The following is a 15,822-nucleotide window of genomic DNA, read 5'->3' as shown; positions in this document are numbered from 1 at the left end:
ACACACCCAGCGGGTGATCGTCATCGAGGTGACCGACCCGGCGGCGGTGACCCCGCGCCCCGCCGACCCGTTGCTCCGGTCCTATCTGGACCGGCTTGTCCGGGACACGGGGTCGTCGGTGGTGGTGCGGGCGCCGATCGCCGGGCCGGATCAGGAACAGGCCGTGATCGATCGGCTGGCCCGGCAGGGCGTGCCCCGCACCGACGGCTGACCGGGCCGCCGCCCACCCGGTGACCGCAGGGCCGGGCGGCGGCGTCCGGCGGGTGCCGGACGCCGCCGGAGACTCAGCCCCGGGCGCGGTTGACCGCGCTGGTGACCGCCTTCACCGAGGCGGTCACGATGTTGGCGTCCACCCCGACGCCCCAGACGGTCCGGCCGTCCACCTCGCACTCCACGTACGCGGCGGCCTGCGCGTCCCCACCGGAGGACATCGCGTGCTCGTGGTAGTCGAGCACCCGTACCGCCACGCCGAGGGACTGCAGCGCGTTGACGTACGCGTCGATCGGGCCGTTGCCGACCGCGGTGAGCGACTGCTGCGCACCGCCGAAGCCGACCTGGGCCTCGATCTCCACCTTGCCGTCCGCGGTGCCGATGGCGTAGCTGGCCAGGGTGAGCGTCGGGTCGGCCTGGTGGTCGACCAGGTAGTTGCGGGCGAAGATCTCCCACATGGTGGCCGGGTCGACCTCGCCGCCGTCATGGTCGGTGACCTGCTGCACGACGCCGGAGAACTCGATCTGGAGCCGGCGCGGCAGGTCGAGCTGGTGCTCGGTCTTCATGATGTAGGCGACGCCGCCCTTGCCGGACTGCGAGTTGACCCGGATGACCGCCTCGTAGGTGCGGCCCAGGTCCTTCGGGTCGATCGGCAGGTAGGGCACCGCCCAGGTGTGCTGGTCGACCGGCACCCCGGCGGACTCGGCATCCTTCGCCAGGGCCTCGAAGCCCTTCTTGATCGCGTCCTGGTGGGAGCCGGAGAAGGCGGTGTAGACCAGGTCGCCCGCGTACGGGTGCCGCTCGTGCACCGGGAGCTGGTTGCAATACTCGACGGTCCGCTTGATCTCGTCGATGTTGGAGAAGTCGATCATCGGGTCGATGCCCTGGGAGAACAGGTTCAACCCCAGCGTCACCAGGTCGACGTTGCCGGTCCGCTCGCCGTTGCCGAAGAGGCAGCCCTCGATCCGGTCGGCGCCGGCCAGCAGCCCCAGCTCGGCGGCGGCCACCCCGGTGCCCCGGTCGTTGTGCGGGTGCAGGCTCAGCACCAGGCTGTCTCGCCGGGGCAGGCGCCGGTGCATCCACTCGATCGAGTCGGCGTACACGTTCGGCATCGCCATCTCGACGGTGGCCGGCAGATTGACGATCAGCTTCCGGTCCGGGGTGGGGTCGATCACCTCGATGACCTTGGCGCAGACCTCGAGCGCGTAGTCCAGCTCGGTGCCGGTGTACGACTCCGGGGAGTACTCGTAGTGGATGTCGGTGTCCGGGGTGTGGATCTCCGCGTACTTCCGGCAGAGCCGGGCGCCCTGGGTGGCGATGTCGGCGATGCCGTCCCGGTCCAGGCCGAAGACCACCCGCCGCTGCAGCGTCGAGGTCGAGTTGTAGAAGTGCACGATGGCCCGCCGGGCGCCGCGCAGCGACTCGAAGGTCCGGTCGATCAGGTGCTCCCGGCACTGGGTGAGCACCTGGATGGTGACGTCCTCCGGGATCAGGTCCTGCTCGATCAGCTGCCGGACGAAGTCGAAGTCGGTCTGGCTGGCCGACGGGAAGCCGACCTCGATCTCCTTGTAGCCCATCTGTACGAGCAGCTGGAACATCCGGCGCTTGCGCTCCGGCGACATCGGGTCGATCAGCGCCTGGTTGCCGTCGCGGAGGTCGACCGCGCACCAGCGGGGCGCGGCCTCGACCCGGCGGGTCGGCCAGGTGCGGTCCGGCAGGTCGATCCGGAATTGCTGGTGGTAGGGCTGGTAGCGCTGGAACGGCATCCGGCTGGGGCGCTGCCGGGCGATCGGATCGGTTTCAGCGTCGATGGCGGGTTGAGCCATTACGGAGTGCTCCCCTGAAATGTGGCGTCAGCAATCGGAAGGTGTCGGCGTGCTGCCGGGCGACGTTGCCGGGCGGTGCCGATGAGAAGTTCGGATGTGCTGGACGGCGCGGTTCAACTCCGCGACGAGGTGCCGGCCGTCAGGCCTCGTCGCGGCAGCCAAGGAGAAGGAGCGCCTGCCACATGACAGGGTGACCCTACGTGATCACGTGGGTTCGTGGTAGCGCGGTCCGCAATTTGAGACGTGGGTCCCAGTGACGGGTCTCTGGTCAGCTCGCCACGGTAGCCGGCTCGCCGATCGCAACGACCTCGTCCTCGCCGAGGCGGGGGCGGCGGGCCGCCCAGTCGACCAGGGGCACCGCCGCGACGGCGGCGACGCCGAAGAGCGCGGCCATCGGCAGCCAGCCCCAGCCGCCGGTGCTCACCCCGAGCGCGGTCAGCCCGGCCGGGGCGGCCAGGTACTGGAGTTGTCCGCCGAGCCGGAAGGCCCCGACGTACGCGCCCCGGTGCGCGGCGGGCGGCATGGTGCTGGTGATCCCCCAGGCGCCGGCCGACTGGACCAGCTCGGCGAGGGTGAGCACCACCGCCGCGACCACCAGCACCGCGATGGTCACCACCCCGCTGGTCAGCGCCGAGATCGGCAGGATCAGGCAGAACAGGGCGATCAGCAGGCCGCCGGTGCGCAGCGCCCGGCCGGCGCCGGCCACCGCTTCCGCGCCCCGGCTGGCGCGTACCTGCAGCAGCACCGCGAGGATCGTGTTCAGCAGCACCAGCGCCGCGATCAGGGTGCGCGGGGCGTCGGTGTGGCTGAGCACCCAGAGCGGCAGCACCACCAGGTAGAGCGTGCCGTGCGAGCTGAGCAGCCCGGCCAGCAGCGACACCGCCATGAACGGCCGGTCGGTGAGCACGGCCAGCCGGCTGGTCTTCTCCACCGAGCGCGGGGCGACCGGCACCCGGGGCAGCCGGACCACGAAGACGGCGGTGACCAGCAGCATCGCCGCGTTGAACCAGACCATCCCCCGGTACGCGACCATCGTGTCCAGGGCCAGCACCACGCCGCTGATCACCGCGCCGAGCCCGAAGCCGACATTCAGCGCCGAGCGCTGGTACGCCAGCGCGGTCACCCGCTGGTCGGGCGGCAGCACGTTGATCGAGTAGACGCTTCGGGCCACGCCGGCGCTCGCGTCCACCACGGCCAGCGCGACCACCACGGCCAGGAAGCCGGCGAAGCCGCCCACGAACGGGTACGCCGCGAAGAGCGCCGCCTCGGCGAGCAGCCCGACGAGCCAGACGCGCTGCGCGCCGTACCGGTCCGTGAGCGCGCCGAGCGGGACCGTGCCGAGCAGGGACACCCCGGCGGCCAGCGAGAGCCCGAGCCCCACCTGGGTCGGGCTCAGCCCCAGTGCCCGGGTGAAGAAGACGGCGCTGCCGGCCTGGAAGAGGCCGTGGCCGATCGCGTACACCATGGCCTGCACGGCCAGGGCGCGGGTCAGGCCCGCCGGCGGTACGACGTGGCTCACGGCGGTGCGGATGGTGTCCCTGATCCCCATGGCGCCAGAGCAAACCGTGCCCCCCACGGCCGGGTCGAGCCTTTTAGGCTGGAGCGAATTCTCGGCGGGGGTGGAGATGTCGCAGCTGCGGTTCAGCGCGTCGGACGTCGCGGGACTGCGGTTCGGTGTCTCCGCCGTCTGGGACACGGTGTCCAGTCTCTGGACGCTGCGGTGCCCCGTGCGCGGTGCCGTCCACCTGCCCTGGATCGACCGCGCCCGGCAGATCATCCGGCGGCCCGATGTCGCGGTCGCGGTCGGCCCCCTCCGGGAGCTGACCCGTCCCCGCAGGTGGCTGCCCGACTTCCTCACCCCGCCACCGCCCGGGCCGGACGCGGAGTTCGAGGAACAGCTCGAGCAGATCGCCGCCACCCCGCCGGACGTGGTGGTCCGGGACCTGCTCGCCACCACCCGCCGGGGACCGCTGGGCCCCTTCGGTGACGCGCTGCGCAGAGACCCGAAGGCCGTGCTGCCCGACCTGGTCACCGCCGTACAGGTGTGGCACGACGCGGCGATCGCTCCGGACTGGCCGCGGATGCGGGCGTTGCTGGAGGCGGACATCGCCCACCGGGCGACGCGGCTGGCCGATGGTGGTGCGGGGCAGGCCCTCGGCACGCTCCACCCGACCGTACGTTGGGCCGGCGACCGCGTGATCAGCGACGATCCCTGGCGGCTCGACTTTGACCTGGGCGGCCGTGGGTTGGCGTTGAACCCGGGGATCTTCACCTCGTCCCGGGTCCTGTGGAACCTGCTGGAGGATTCGCCGCCCGGCGGGACGTACCCGGTGCGGGCCGTGGCCACGCTCTGGGAGGCGCCCCCGGTCGCGGCCGCTGACCCGCTGGCCCGGGTGATCGGATCGGGGCGGGCGGCGCTGCTCAACCTGCTCGACACCGCGACAACCACCACCGACCTGGCCCGCCGGACGGGGATGTCCTGCGGGAACGTCTCCCAGCACCTCGCCGCGCTGCACGCCGCCGGGCTGGTCTCCCGGTCCCGGCAGGGCCGGCACGTCCTCTACCGGGGCACCGAGGCGGCCGCCGTCCTGCTCCGGGCCAGCCGGGGCGGGTGACCTCGGGCGCTCTCCGACCGGTCAGGGCGACGCGGCCCGCGACGTCGAGCTGATCCGGCGTGGTCAGCCCGGCTTGGCGGGGGCGCTGACAGGGTGGCCAATACGACCCTTAACAGGACAACGGGTCACGGCGTTTCCGCGCTCGGGCTGTCGGCCGGGGACGGCGCGGCGCTGTCGAGCGGCTCGCTGTCCACCACCGGCCCGGCCAGTTGCACCGTCGCCGACGCCGGGCCGGGCGGCCCCGCCAGGGTGAGCGTGCCGAAAGCGGCGCGTACCGCGGTCGGGGTGCCGTCCGGCTGGTAGCAGTAGATGCCGACGTCCAGCGGCGCGTTCAGCGAGGCCGAGGTCGACTCGACCGAGTAGCACTGGCCGCTGACCCCGGACGGCGGGGTGGCGGGCGAGACCGCGAGCGGGGCCCGCCGGTCGGTGAGCACCTCGAGCCAGTCGGTGAAGGGGTGCTGCACCCGGGGATCGAGCCGCCGCGGCACGGTGTCGTCGGGGTCGCCGAGGCGTACGCAGGCCGGGTCCGGCCGGCCGGCCGACGGCAGGGCGCACTGGAAGAGCCCGTCGGCGGTGGCGGCGAGCGAGATGTCGACCGTGCCACCCAGCCCCCAGGCCGGCACGTCGACCCGCCAGCTGCCGTCGTTGGCGCTGGTCACCACGATCGTGCGGTCCGGGGCGTCCGCCGCGTTCAGCGTGTACCGGGCGGTGAGGTGGCGGTCCAGCGCGGCGGCCGCCAGGGCGGCCAGCTCGTCGCGCGCCGCGTCCATCCCGGCCGGCACCGGGTCGGCGGTGGCGCTGGGTGGGGGCGGCGTCGGAGGGTCGGCGGTGCAGGCGGCGAGGAGCGCCGGCATGGCGATCGCCAGGGCGCCGGTCAGCCGCCGGGCCGCGCGGAGGTGAGCGTGCACCGACACATTCTCCGGTGCCGGGACGGGTCTCGGGAGCCCGCCGGGCGGCTGTCGCCCCGGCGTGTCGCGTCGCCCGTCGGTCCGGGTCGGCCCTGGTGAGCCGGCCCACGCCGGGGCCGGATGGTGGGATCACCCGGACCGGCGAGGACCGCCACGGGATACCCTGAACGGGTCTGACACGCGCCGCCGGGCCGAATCCCGGCGGCGTCGGCACGCTCAGGGTCGCTGGGAGGGAGTGCACCGTCGTGGCACTGGTGGTGCAGAAGTACGGCGGGTCCTCCGTCGCCAACGCCGAGCGGATCAAGCGGGTGGCCGAGCGCATCGTGGCCGCCCGCAAGGCCGGCGACGACGTGGTGGTGGTGGTCTCCGCGATGGGGGACACCACCGACGAGCTGCTCGACCTGGCCAACCAGGTCAGCCCGCTGCCGCCGGGCCGCGAGCTGGACATGCTGCTCACCGCCGGGGAGCGGATCTCCATGGCGCTGCTCGCCATGGCCATCCACAACCTCGGGTACGAGGCCCGTTCGTTCACCGGCTCGCAGGCCGGCGTGATCACCACCTCGGTGCACGGCAAGGCGCGGATCATCGACGTCACCCCGGGCCGCCTCAAGGGCGCGCTGGACGAGGGTGCCGTGGTGATCGTGGCCGGCTTCCAGGGCGTCTCGCAGGACACCAAGGACGTCACCACGCTGGGCCGGGGCGGGTCGGACACCACCGCCGTGGCGCTCGCCGCCGCGCTCGAAGCGGACGTCTGCGAGATCTACACCGACGTGGACGGCATCTTCAGCGCCGACCCGCGGATCGTGCCGAACGCCCGGCACATCAAGCAGATCACCTACGAGGAGATGCTGGAGTTGGCCGCCTGCGGCGCCAAGGTGCTGCACCTGCGCAGCGTCGAGTACGCCCGGCGCGCGGGGTTGCCGATCCATGTCCGTTCGTCATACTCGACCAACACCGGCACGATGGTCACCGGATCGATGGAGGACCTTCCTGTGGAACAGGCACTGATCACCGGGGTCGCCCACGACCGCAGCGAAGCGAAGATCACCATTGTCGGGGTGCCCGACGAGCCGGGCGCCGCCGCGCGGATCTTCGACACCGTGGCCGGCGCCGAGATCAACATCGACATGATCGTGCAGAACGTCTCCACCGAGGGCACCGGCCGCACGGACATCTCGTTCACGCTGCCCAAGACCGACGGCCCGACCGCGATGGCCGCGCTCAGCAAGATCCAGGACGTGGTCAAGTTCAAGGGCCTGCTCTACGACGACCACGTCGGCAAGGCCTCCCTGATCGGCGCCGGTATGCGCTCGCACCCGGGGGTCGCGGCGGCCTTCTTCGCCGCGCTCGGCGCGGCGGGGGTCAACATCGAGATGATCTCCACGTCCGAGATCCGGGTCTCGGTGGTCTGCCGGGACACCGACCTCGACAAGGCGGTCCGGGCCATCCACGACGCCTTCGACCTGGGCGGCGAATCCGAGGCCGTGGTCTACGCGGGGACCGGGCGGTAAGGCCATGTCGTCGCTGCCCACCCTCGCCGTGGTCGGGGCGACCGGTGCCGTCGGCACGGTGATGTGCCAGCTGCTCTCCTCCCGGCGCAACGTCTGGGGGGAGATCCGGCTGCTCGCCTCCGAGCGTTCGGTGGGCCGGCAGGTGCAGTGCCGGGGCGAGTACCTGACCGTCCAGGCCCTCACCCCGGAAGCGTTCGACGGCGTCGACGTGGCCATGTTCGACGTGCCCGACGAGGTCTCGGCCGAGTGGGCGCCGATCGCGGTCAGCCGCGGCGCGGTGGCGGTGGACAATTCCGGCGCGTTCCGGATGGACCGGGACGTCCCGCTGGTGGTCCCGGAGATCAACCCGGAGCAGGTGCGCAACCGGCCCAAGGGCATCATCGCCAACGCCAACTGCACCACCCTCGCGATGATCGTGGCGATCGCCCCGCTGCACCGCGAGTACGGCCTGCGCGAGCTGGTGCTCGCCTCCTACCAGGCGGTCTCCGGCGCCGGGCAGGCCGGCGTGGACGCGCTGCACGCCCAGCTCGGCAAGATCGCCGGGGACCGGGTGCTCGGCTCCCGGCCCGGCGACATCCGGCAGGCGGTCGGCGACGAGCTCGGGCCGTTCCCGGCCCCGCTGGCGCTCAACGTGGTGCCCTGGGCCGGCTCGCTGGCCGACGGTGGCTGGTCGTCCGAGGAGATGAAGATGCGCAACGAGTCGCGCAAGATCCTCGGGCTGCCCGACCTCAAGGTCTCCGCCACCTGCGTCCGGGTGCCGGTGGTGACCGGCCACTCGGTGGCGGTGCACGCGGTCTTCGCCACCGAGGTGGACGCCGAGGGCGCTCGCGAGGCGCTGCGCAACGCGCCGGGGGTGATCCTGGTCGACGACCCGGCGGCGGGCGAGTTCCCGATGCCGATCGACGCGGTCGGCACCGACCCCTCCTGGGTCGGCCGGATCCGCCGCGCCGTCGACGACCCCAGGGCGCTGGACCTGTTCGTGACGGGCGACAACCTCCGCAAGGGCGCCGCCCTCAACACCGCCCAGATCGCCGAACTCCTCGCCGCCGAACTCACCCACCCCTGACCCACCCCCACCCACCCCCACCCCCGGGCTCACCCCCCCGGCTCCGCGATCTTGCAGTTTCGGTGCCGACAAAGCGGGCTGTAAGGTCCAAAAGGTCAGCCCAAAGTGCAAGATCGCTGCGGGCTGCGGGCTGCGGGCTGCGGGCTGCGGGCTGCGGGCTGCGGGCTGCGGGCTGCGGGGTGCGGGGGTTAGGCGGCGGCGAGGCGGACGCCGTCGCGGCCGTGGCGCTTGACGGCGTAGAGGGCCTGGTCGGCGCGGCGGAGGGTGCCCTCGGGTGACTCGCCGGGCTGGGGGAGGGCGACGCCCACGCTGATCGTCCGGCCGGTGCGCCGCGCCGCCTCGGTGAGCCGCTCGGCGATCCGGACCGCCTCCTCGGGGCGGTTCACCTCGATCACCGCGACGAACTCGTCGCCGCCGATCCGGTACAGCTCGTCGCCCTGCCGCAGCGCCGCCTCCAGCGCCCGGGCCAGCCCGACCAGCAGCCGGTCGCCGGCCTGGTGGCCGTACGTGTCGTTCACGTCCTTGAAGCCGTCCACGTCGATCGCCAGCAGGGCGGTACGCCCCGGCGTGGCGGCCGCGATCCGCTGGCCGAACGGCCCGGTGTGCCGCAGCCCGGTGAGCGGGTCCGAGCTGGCCTGCTCGCGCAGCCGGGCCAGGGTGTGCAGCCGGTCCAGGCAGGTCCACGCCTGCCCGGCCAACAGTTCGATCAGGTTGACCGTGGTCGGGTCGGGCCGGAGCAGCCGTTCGTCGGCGACCAGCAGCACGCCACCGGTGTCCGGGGGCCCGACCGGCACCGCCACCAGGGTGCGTACGCCGGCGCGGGCCAGCGGCGCGTACTCGGCGGTGGGTGGGTGGCCGGCCTCGCCGAGAGTGTACCCGGAGCCGTGCCGGTGGGCGCGGGTGATCATCCGGCCGAGCGCGATGGGTCCCGCCTCGGTCAGCTCGGCCCGGATCCGCGACTCCAGTTCGCCCGGGGCGGCGCCGGTCGGGGCGCCGAGTCGGGGCCCCCGCCGGCCGGCGAGCACCAGCACCGCCGCGGTGAGGGTGGAGACGTCCCGGGCGGCACCGATCGCCGCGGTCAGCAGGTCCCACTCGGTCGGCGCAGCGGTCAGCGCGGCGGCGTGCCGGAGCAGTTTCTCGCTGCGGCTCTCGGCCGGTGCGCCGCCGAGCGCCACGATCCGGGCCCCGAGCCGGGCCGCCACCCGTGCCGCGGTCTCCCGCCACGGGTCCAGCTCGACCGGGTCGCTCCACTGCAGGTCCAGTACGCCGATCGGCCGCCCCGCCGGATCCAGCACCGGTACGCAGACCTCGGCGGTCACGTCGGGGCGTACCGGGAGGTAGTCGGGGTCCGCGGTGACGTCGGGGACGGTGGCGGCCTCGCCGGAGGCGTACACCCGGCCGACGATGCCGGTCTTCAGCGGCACGGTGGAGAAGACCTGCCACGCGCCGGTGGCCGCGACGCAGCGGAGCCGGTCGTGGACCTGGAGCAGGATCGAGATGGTCGCCGGGGCGTGTCGGGCGAGCGCGCTGACCGTCCACTGGCATGCCTCGAGGGCGGTCGACGCCATCGGGAGGCGGACCGTGACGTCTCGGATGACTCGCTCGTGATCCACGTCGTTCCTGGTCGGGGGCCCGGGCCGGCGCCGGGGGGCGCGATCAAGCGTACTCAGCGGGCGATGGACCGCCCACCGGCAAGATCATCCGCTGCCCTCGTACACATGTGCTATCCACAGGATGTGGACGCGGCCTGTGGGTGCGGCGGGGCGCGCGCCGCGGGTCGTCGGCGATAGCGTGAGGGTTCCGGTCCCGAGGAGGCGTCGATGCTCATCGCCCAGCTCAGCGACCCGCACGTGACCACCGGGCCGCTCGCCGCCGAGCAGGCCACCGGGCTGCACTGGGCCCTCGGTCGGGTGCTGGCGCTGCGTCCCCGGCCGGGCTGCGTGGTCATCACCGGTGACCTGGTCAACAACGGCCGCCCCGACGAGTACGTCGCGCTGCGCGACATCATCGGGCGCTTCCCGTTGCCGGTCCACCTGGCCACCGGCAACCACGACGACCGGGAGTCGCTGCTGGACATCTTCGGCGGCACGCCCTGCCTGGGCGGTGGCTTCTCGGCGCACTACCACGTGGACCACCCGGAGGCCACGATCGTGGTGCTGGACTCGCTGACGGCCGGCAACGGCGGCGGGCGGCTCGGCGACGAGCAGCTCGGCTGGCTGGACGGCGTGCTGGCCAGCCGCCCCGCGGTGCCGGCCGTCGTGTGCCTGCACCACCCGCCGGTCGCGGTCGGCGTCCCAGCCGCCGACGCCATCCGGCTCGCCGACGGCGACGCACTCGCCGAGGTGGTCGGCCGCCACCCCCATGTCGTACGGGTCACCGCCGGGCACCTGCACCGCGCGGTCACCACCGCCTTCGCCGGCACCGTGCTGACCACCGCCCCGAGCACCTGGGTTCAGGCCTCGCTGACGATGACCGATGAGGAGGAGATCGGGCTGGTCGCCGAGCCGACCGCCTTCCTGCTGCACCGGGTGAGCGACGACGGCTGCGTCACCCACACCGTGCAGGTCAGCCACGCCGCCGGGCAGACCTGCTGGTTCTGACCGCGCCCTTCATGATCACCGTCCGGTTCGGAGTGCCTCGGTGACGGGTCAGCCGAGCAGGGAGTCGCGGAGCTCGGCGGCGAGGTGCTCCGGGGGCACCTCGTGGAAGCCGCCCTCCAGGCTGCGGTGGGTCGCGCCCGGGATGGCGCTGGCCGTCGCGGCAGCCGCGTCCCGCAGCCAGGGTGGGCTGCCCGTGCTGTCGACGACGACGGTCGGCGCGGTGATCGTCCCGAGCCGGGCGGCGGGCAGGGGGCCGTCGCCGGTGACGGTGGTGTCGTAGGCGAGGGTGTGTGCCAGCCCCTCCATCCACGACCACTCCGGCATGCCCCGCATCCCGGCGACGGCATTGGGCGGCAGCCCCACCGCAGCGGTCAGGAACAGCTCGACCGCGTCGCCGCGGCGGCCCGCCGACACCAGCTCGGTGAGCCGGTCCGGCAGCTCCGCCTTGGCACCGCCGTGCGGCCCGACCTGGAACGGGGGCTCGAAGAGGGCCAGCCCGGTGATCGGCAGCCCCTCGGCCGCGGCGTACGCGGCGAGGATCGCCCCGGAGGAGAGGCCGTAGACGTACGCCCTGCTGCCGGCCACCTCGATCAGCGCCGCAACGTCCTCGATCTCGCGCTGTACCGCGTACGGCCCGGTGTCGCCGCTGTCCCCGCGGCCCCGGCGGTCATAGCCGTACGCCGTGAAGTCGGACGCCAGCGCGGCGGCCAGCGCCCGGGTGGTCGACCGGTCGTTGAAGGCGCCACCGACCAGAATGATCGGCGGCCCCTCGCCGGCCGTCTCGTACGCGATCGTGGTGCCATCGGCGGACCGCACCGTGTCCACCGTCCAGGTAGTCCCGTTCGACGTCATGGCTACTTTTCTAGTCCAGCGGCCTGACAGTGGGTGGCCGTGCAGGAATTCACCTGCCCGTCATGTCGGACTCGTCGGGCAGACCGGTACAGGTCGCCGTCAATATCCATGGTTCTCTTGTGCTGCCCCGGTCGACCGATTGGGCGGCGGATGAGAAGCTTGCCCTCGGGCAACGGCCCCCGACCGCCGCCGCCCGCGCTCGACCCCTGTCACGGCACGGATCAGGGCCGCCGGACGAACCATCGCCCGGACAGCCACGCGCCGAGTCTCACGAGGAGTTTCATGTCCGTCCCCGGGATGCGCCGGGCCGCCGTCGGTCTGGCCGCGCTCGCCGCGACCGCGCTCGGCACGGTCGCCGTCAACCCCAGTCAGGCCGAGGCCGAAGCCACGCCGGCCCACGTCAAGCTGCTCGCCATCAACGACTTCCACGGCAACCTCGAGCCGCCGACCGGCTCCAGCGGCAGCATCGACGGGAAGTTCGCCGGTGGCGCCGAATACCTGGCCACCCAGCTTGCCAAGCTGCGCGGTACCACGGAGGAGGAGCAGGACCGCACGGTCACGGTCGCCGCGGGTGACCTGATCGGCGCGTCCCCGCTGCTCTCCGCGGCGTTCCACGACGAGCCGACCATCGAGGAAATGAACCTGGCTGGCCTGGACTTCGCCAGCGTGGGCAACCACGAGTTCGACGAGGGCGCGGCCGAGCTGCTCCGGATGCAGAACGGCGGCTGCCACCCGGTCGACGGCTGCGCCGACGGCACCCCGTTCAAGGGCGCGAAGTTCCAGTACCTCTCTGCCAACGCCTTCACCACCGCCACCGGCCAGCCGCTGCTGCCGCCGTACGGCATCAAGCGGGTCGACGGGGTGAAGGTCGGCTTCATCGGGATGACCCTGGAGGGCACCCCGGAGATCGTCAGCCAGCAGGGCGTCGCCGGGCTCACCTTCGCCGACGAGGCGGAGACCGCCAACAAGTACGCCCGGATCCTGCAGGCCCAGGGCGTGCAGACCATCGTCGTGCTGCTGCACGAGGGTGGCGTCCAGACCGGCGGCATCGACATCAACAGGTGTGACGGCTTCGCCGGGCCGATCGTCGACATCGCCAACCGGATGGACCCGTCGATCGACGTGATCGTCAGCGGGCACACCCACCAGGCGTACAAGTGCAACATCAACGGCAAGCTGGTCACCAGCGCCAGCTCCTTCGGCCGGCTGGTCACCGACATCAACCTGGAGGTGGACCGGAAGACCGGTGACGTGCTCACCGCCAAGGCGAACAACGTCGTGGTCACCCGGGACGTCGCCAAGGACCCGGAGTCGACGGAGCTGATCAACCGGTACAAGACCGTCCTCGGCCCGGTCGCCGACAAGGTGGTCGGCGAGACCACCGAGGGGATCACCCGCACCCCGGAGGTCCTGCTCGGGACCGCTCCGTGCGACTACAAGGTGGTGAAGGGGTCCTGCGGTGAGTCGCAGCTGGGCAACCTGATCGCCGACGCGCAGCTCGCCGCCACCGACGACGAGCAGGGCGCAGTCGCCGCGTTCATGAACCCCGGCGGCGTCCGGGCCGACCTGGACGCCGGCCCGGTCACCTACGGGGAGGCGTTCAGCGTCCAGCCGTTCGCCAACAATCTGGTGACCCTGGACCTCACCGGTGCGCAGCTCTACTGCCTGCTGGAGCAGCAGTTCGTCGCCGGCCCGGTGCTCCTCCCGTCGTCGACGGTCCACTACGTCGTCGATTTGGCCGGCACCGCCGGCCCGGCAACCGACCCGTGCGCCGGCAGCCGAATCGTCCGCGGCAGCCTCACCATCGGCGGCACGGCCGTCAGCGCCGACGCCACCTACCGGATCACGGTGAACAACTTCCTCTCCGGCGGCGGTGACGGGTTCAACGTCCTCAAGGGCGGCACCAATCCGGTCACCGGCATGATCGACCTGGACGCCTTCGTCGCGTACCTGACCGAGAAGTCGCCGGTCTCCGCGCCGACGCTGGACCGGATCCGCACCACGGCCGAGGTCGCGGCCGCCTGACGGCAGACCTCATCGCATCGGGCCCCGGAGCCTTCCGCTCCGGGGCCCGTTCGCTGTCCGAGATCCGAGCCCGACCGCGATGCCGTCAGCCGGCGGCGGGTTCGGGCTCGCGGGCGGGGATCGGGGCGGGGGTCGCCCGCCCGTCCTGGGTGGCGGACAGCAGCGGGCGGAGGGAGAGGGCCAACAGCGAGGCGCTCAGGCAGCCGCCGACCACCACGGCGACCCAGATCTTCCCGTCGGCCGCGCCGATCAGCGGGCCGGCGGTGACCGGACCGATGATCCCGCTGATCCCGAAGATCATCGAGCTCATCGCGTTGTACCGGCCCCGCAGCTCGTCGGTGGCGAGCGCGTTGGTCAGCGCCGGCATCACCGGCGACAGCATCGTCTCGCCGAAGCCGAAGATCACCGAGCAGGCCACCACCCCGAGCGCGGCGACCAGCGCGTTCCCGGTACCGATCAGGCCGGCCGCACCGAGGACCAGCCAGGCGGTCGCGAAGACCGCGCCCACCGCGACGAGCGCGCCGGTCCGGCTCCGCCCCTCCATCCGGCGGATCACCAACAGCTGGGAGAGCACGATCATCACCGTGTTGCCGGCGAGCGCCCAGGCCACCACCCGCGGCGTCACCTCGGCCACCCGGACCGCGTACGCGGTGAAGCCGACCTCGATCTGCGCGTACCCGCAGGTGGTGAGCACCAGGCCGAAGATGACCAGCCGCCGGAACGGACGGTCGCGCAGCACCGACAGGTAGCCCCCGGTCGACGGCCGGTCCGCCGTGCTCGCCGCGCCAGCCAGCCGGTGGCCGACGTGCGGCAGGGTCAGCAGGATCGCCCCCGGCATCAGGTAGCTCACCGCGTCGAGCAGGTAGATCACCTGGAAGGTGACCGGGCGGGCGGTGTCGACGATCGCGCCCGAGGTCAGGCCGCCGATCCCGATGCCGAGGTTGAGCAGGGCGAAGTTCAGCCCGTACACCCGCTGCCGCTCACCGTCGTCGGTGAGTGAGGCGAGGATGGTGTTCTGACCGGCCCAGATCGCCGAGCTGCCGACCGCGATCACCGTGGCCACGGCGAACGCGGAGGCGGTCGAGTCGACCAGGGCCAGCGAGCCGGTGCCGATCGCCTCGATGAGCAGGCAGGGCAGGACGACCCGGCGCGCGCCGAACCGGTCGATGAGCGTGCCACCCAGCGGTGACAGCGCCAGGGTCACCGCGCCGTACCAGCCGATCACCAGGCCGGCCCGCGCGTCGGTCAGCCCGCGCACGTCGGTGAGGTAGATGAACAGGAACGGCAGGGTCAGGCCACGCCCGATGGCGGACAGCAGGGTGCCGATCAGAATCCGGCGGGCTTCGGGTCGGGCGGGTAGGGCGCGGCGCAGCATGCCTGGATTCTGTTGTGCAGGTACGACAGGTGGCGAGCGGTTTACCGGCGTCCCTGCGTGCAACGGGCCGTGGGGTGACCAATCGCACGTGGCACGCGCCTCTGCCCCGGCCGGTCGGGGGCCACCAAGCTGCGTCCCGCGCCTCCCGGTCACGCCTGCGCGGCGGCTTCCCGGGCCTGTCGGTGCCTTCTGCCATGCTGGCCCGGTGACCGCGACCTGGCGACACCTGCCCGCATCAGCCCGCGAGATCGCGGTGGCCGCCACGGACGCGGTCGCCGCCGCCCGCAACCGGGACGCCGGGGCGTACGAGCCGGCGGTCGACCGGTTGGCGGGCGCCGACCGGTCCGGGCTGGTGCTCGGCGGGGTGGTCCGGCTGCTGCTGGAGGAGACCCATCCGGACGGGCTGGACGGCGACGACGTACGGCAGGTGCTGGAGCGTTGCGTACGCGGTGCGGCGCCGTGGCGGCCCGAGGTCGACCCGCACGTGCTGCTGGTCCTGCTGGCGAGCGCCCTCGGCGTGTACGACCCGGGTGCGGACGACGCCCCGCCCGACCCGGCGGAGGTCGCCCGGCACGCCCCGCTGCTCGTCGCCGACCTGCTGGCGGCCACCGGTCGACCGCTGGAGGGCTACCTGACCACCGCGTTCGCCGAGGTCGCGCGCACCGAGTTGCACGACTGAACGGCGGGCTGCCCAACGAATGTCACGTGATCATCACAGCGGCGAAGACGGTGTCCCGCGCCAGCGCCTGCGTCTTGCGGCGGGGCAGCGCAGAAGTCGATCACGGTGAATACTCCGATGGTCACCTTTCTCCCGGTCGAGAGGCTGCTGCCCGT

General features: G+C 72.8%; 13 protein-coding genes. 7 read left to right on the top strand and 6 right to left on the bottom strand.

What is annotated here, in order from left to right; all coding sequences use genetic code 11:
• Positions 1-13: 13 nt before the first annotated feature.
• On the top strand, positions 14-211 hold the full coding sequence (locus GA0070624_RS02940; RefSeq protein ID WP_091336435.1) for a hypothetical protein: 198 nt from the start codon (positions 14-16) through the stop codon (positions 209-211).
• 73 nt (positions 212-284) lie between these two features.
• Here GA0070624_RS02940 and leuA read toward each other — a convergent pair whose 3' ends face one another.
• Both leuA and GA0070624_RS02930 read right to left on the bottom strand, forming a co-directional pair.
• A complete protein-coding gene (gene leuA / locus GA0070624_RS02935) occupies positions 285-2,036 on the bottom strand; it encodes a 2-isopropylmalate synthase (RefSeq protein ID WP_091336433.1) in 1,752 nt (583 codons plus the stop codon).
• 268 nt (positions 2,037-2,304) lie between these two features.
• Complete coding sequence (locus tag GA0070624_RS02930) at positions 2,305-3,585, bottom strand: MFS transporter (RefSeq protein WP_176731571.1); 1,281 nt, start codon at positions 3,583-3,585, stop codon at positions 2,305-2,307.
• A gap of 76 nt (positions 3,586-3,661) precedes the next feature.
• Here GA0070624_RS02930 and GA0070624_RS02925 point away from each other — a divergent pair, with 76 nt between their 5' ends.
• Positions 3,662-4,651, top strand: a complete 990-nt coding sequence (locus GA0070624_RS02925) for an ArsR/SmtB family transcription factor (RefSeq protein ID WP_245719114.1) — start codon at positions 3,662-3,664, stop codon at positions 4,649-4,651.
• Between the two features lie 125 nt (positions 4,652-4,776).
• On the opposite strand, the gene GA0070624_RS02920 is transcribed toward GA0070624_RS02925, so the two are convergent.
• Positions 4,777-5,559, bottom strand: a complete 783-nt coding sequence (locus tag GA0070624_RS02920) for a hypothetical protein (protein WP_245718636.1) — start codon at positions 5,557-5,559, stop codon at positions 4,777-4,779.
• Positions 5,560-5,804: 245 nt separating this feature from the next.
• Here GA0070624_RS02920 and GA0070624_RS02915 point away from each other — a divergent pair, with 245 nt between their 5' ends.
• Complete coding sequence (locus GA0070624_RS02915) at positions 5,805-7,070, top strand: aspartate kinase (protein ID WP_091336429.1); 1,266 nt, start codon at positions 5,805-5,807, stop codon at positions 7,068-7,070.
• A gap of 4 nt (positions 7,071-7,074) precedes the next feature.
• Positions 7,075-8,136 carry an aspartate-semialdehyde dehydrogenase gene (locus tag GA0070624_RS02910; RefSeq protein ID WP_091336427.1) on the top strand — a complete coding sequence of 354 codons (1,062 nt, stop codon included), beginning with the start codon at positions 7,075-7,077 and terminating at the stop codon, positions 8,134-8,136.
• A gap of 188 nt (positions 8,137-8,324) precedes the next feature.
• Here the strand turns inward: GA0070624_RS02910 and GA0070624_RS02905 are convergent, their stop codons facing one another.
• On the bottom strand, positions 8,325-9,749 hold the full coding sequence (locus GA0070624_RS02905) for a diguanylate cyclase (protein WP_091336425.1): 1,425 nt from the start codon (positions 9,747-9,749) through the stop codon (positions 8,325-8,327).
• Between the two features lie 207 nt (positions 9,750-9,956).
• On the opposite strand from GA0070624_RS02905, the gene GA0070624_RS02900 reads away from it, so the two are divergent.
• The gene (locus GA0070624_RS02900; protein WP_091336423.1) at positions 9,957-10,736 is read left to right on the top strand and encodes a phosphodiesterase; all 780 of its coding nucleotides are present in this window, start codon (positions 9,957-9,959) and stop codon (positions 10,734-10,736) included.
• 48 nt (positions 10,737-10,784) lie between these two features.
• Here GA0070624_RS02900 and GA0070624_RS02895 read toward each other — a convergent pair whose 3' ends face one another.
• Positions 10,785-11,588, bottom strand: a complete 804-nt coding sequence (locus GA0070624_RS02895) for an alpha/beta fold hydrolase (RefSeq protein ID WP_091336421.1) — start codon at positions 11,586-11,588, stop codon at positions 10,785-10,787.
• Positions 11,589-11,870: 282 nt separating this feature from the next.
• Here GA0070624_RS02895 and GA0070624_RS02890 point away from each other — a divergent pair, with 282 nt between their 5' ends.
• The gene (locus GA0070624_RS02890; RefSeq protein ID WP_091336419.1) at positions 11,871-13,613 is read left to right on the top strand and encodes a bifunctional metallophosphatase/5'-nucleotidase; all 1,743 of its coding nucleotides are present in this window, start codon (positions 11,871-11,873) and stop codon (positions 13,611-13,613) included.
• Between the two features lie 85 nt (positions 13,614-13,698).
• Here the strand turns inward: GA0070624_RS02890 and GA0070624_RS02885 are convergent, their stop codons facing one another.
• Positions 13,699-14,988, bottom strand: a complete 1,290-nt coding sequence (locus GA0070624_RS02885; protein ID WP_091336417.1) for an MFS transporter — start codon at positions 14,986-14,988, stop codon at positions 13,699-13,701.
• A gap of 205 nt (positions 14,989-15,193) precedes the next feature.
• Between GA0070624_RS02885 and GA0070624_RS02880 the strand changes: the two genes are divergently transcribed.
• On the top strand, positions 15,194-15,667 hold the full coding sequence (locus GA0070624_RS02880) for a hypothetical protein (protein ID WP_091336415.1): 474 nt from the start codon (positions 15,194-15,196) through the stop codon (positions 15,665-15,667).
• Positions 15,668-15,822: the final 155 nt, after the last annotated feature.

This window comes from Micromonospora rhizosphaerae (assembly GCF_900091465.1).
Taxonomy (GTDB): Bacteria; Actinomycetota; Actinomycetes; order Mycobacteriales; family Micromonosporaceae; genus Micromonospora; species Micromonospora rhizosphaerae.
This window is presented reverse-complemented; position numbering and strand designations above follow the sequence as displayed.

Excerpts from the sequence above, each read along its gene's own strand:
- leuA (WP_091336433.1), bottom strand. The coding sequence starts at position 2,036 with ATGGCTCAACCCGCCATCGACGCTGAAACCGATCCGATCGCCCGGCAG.
- GA0070624_RS02930 (WP_176731571.1), bottom strand. The coding sequence starts at position 3,585 with ATGGGGATCAGGGACACCATCCGCACCGCCGTGAGCCACGTCGTACCG.
- GA0070624_RS02925 (WP_245719114.1), top strand. The coding sequence starts at position 3,662 with ATGTCGCAGCTGCGGTTCAGCGCGTCGGACGTCGCGGGACTGCGGTTC.
- GA0070624_RS02910 (WP_091336427.1), top strand. The coding sequence starts at position 7,075 with ATGTCGTCGCTGCCCACCCTCGCCGTGGTCGGGGCGACCGGTGCCGTC.
- GA0070624_RS02900 (WP_091336423.1), top strand. The coding sequence starts at position 9,957 with ATGCTCATCGCCCAGCTCAGCGACCCGCACGTGACCACCGGGCCGCTC.
- GA0070624_RS02895 (WP_091336421.1), bottom strand. The coding sequence starts at position 11,588 with ATGACGTCGAACGGGACTACCTGGACGGTGGACACGGTGCGGTCCGCC.
- GA0070624_RS02890 (WP_091336419.1), top strand. The coding sequence starts at position 11,871 with ATGTCCGTCCCCGGGATGCGCCGGGCCGCCGTCGGTCTGGCCGCGCTC.
- GA0070624_RS02885 (WP_091336417.1), bottom strand. The coding sequence starts at position 14,988 with ATGCTGCGCCGCGCCCTACCCGCCCGACCCGAAGCCCGCCGGATTCTG.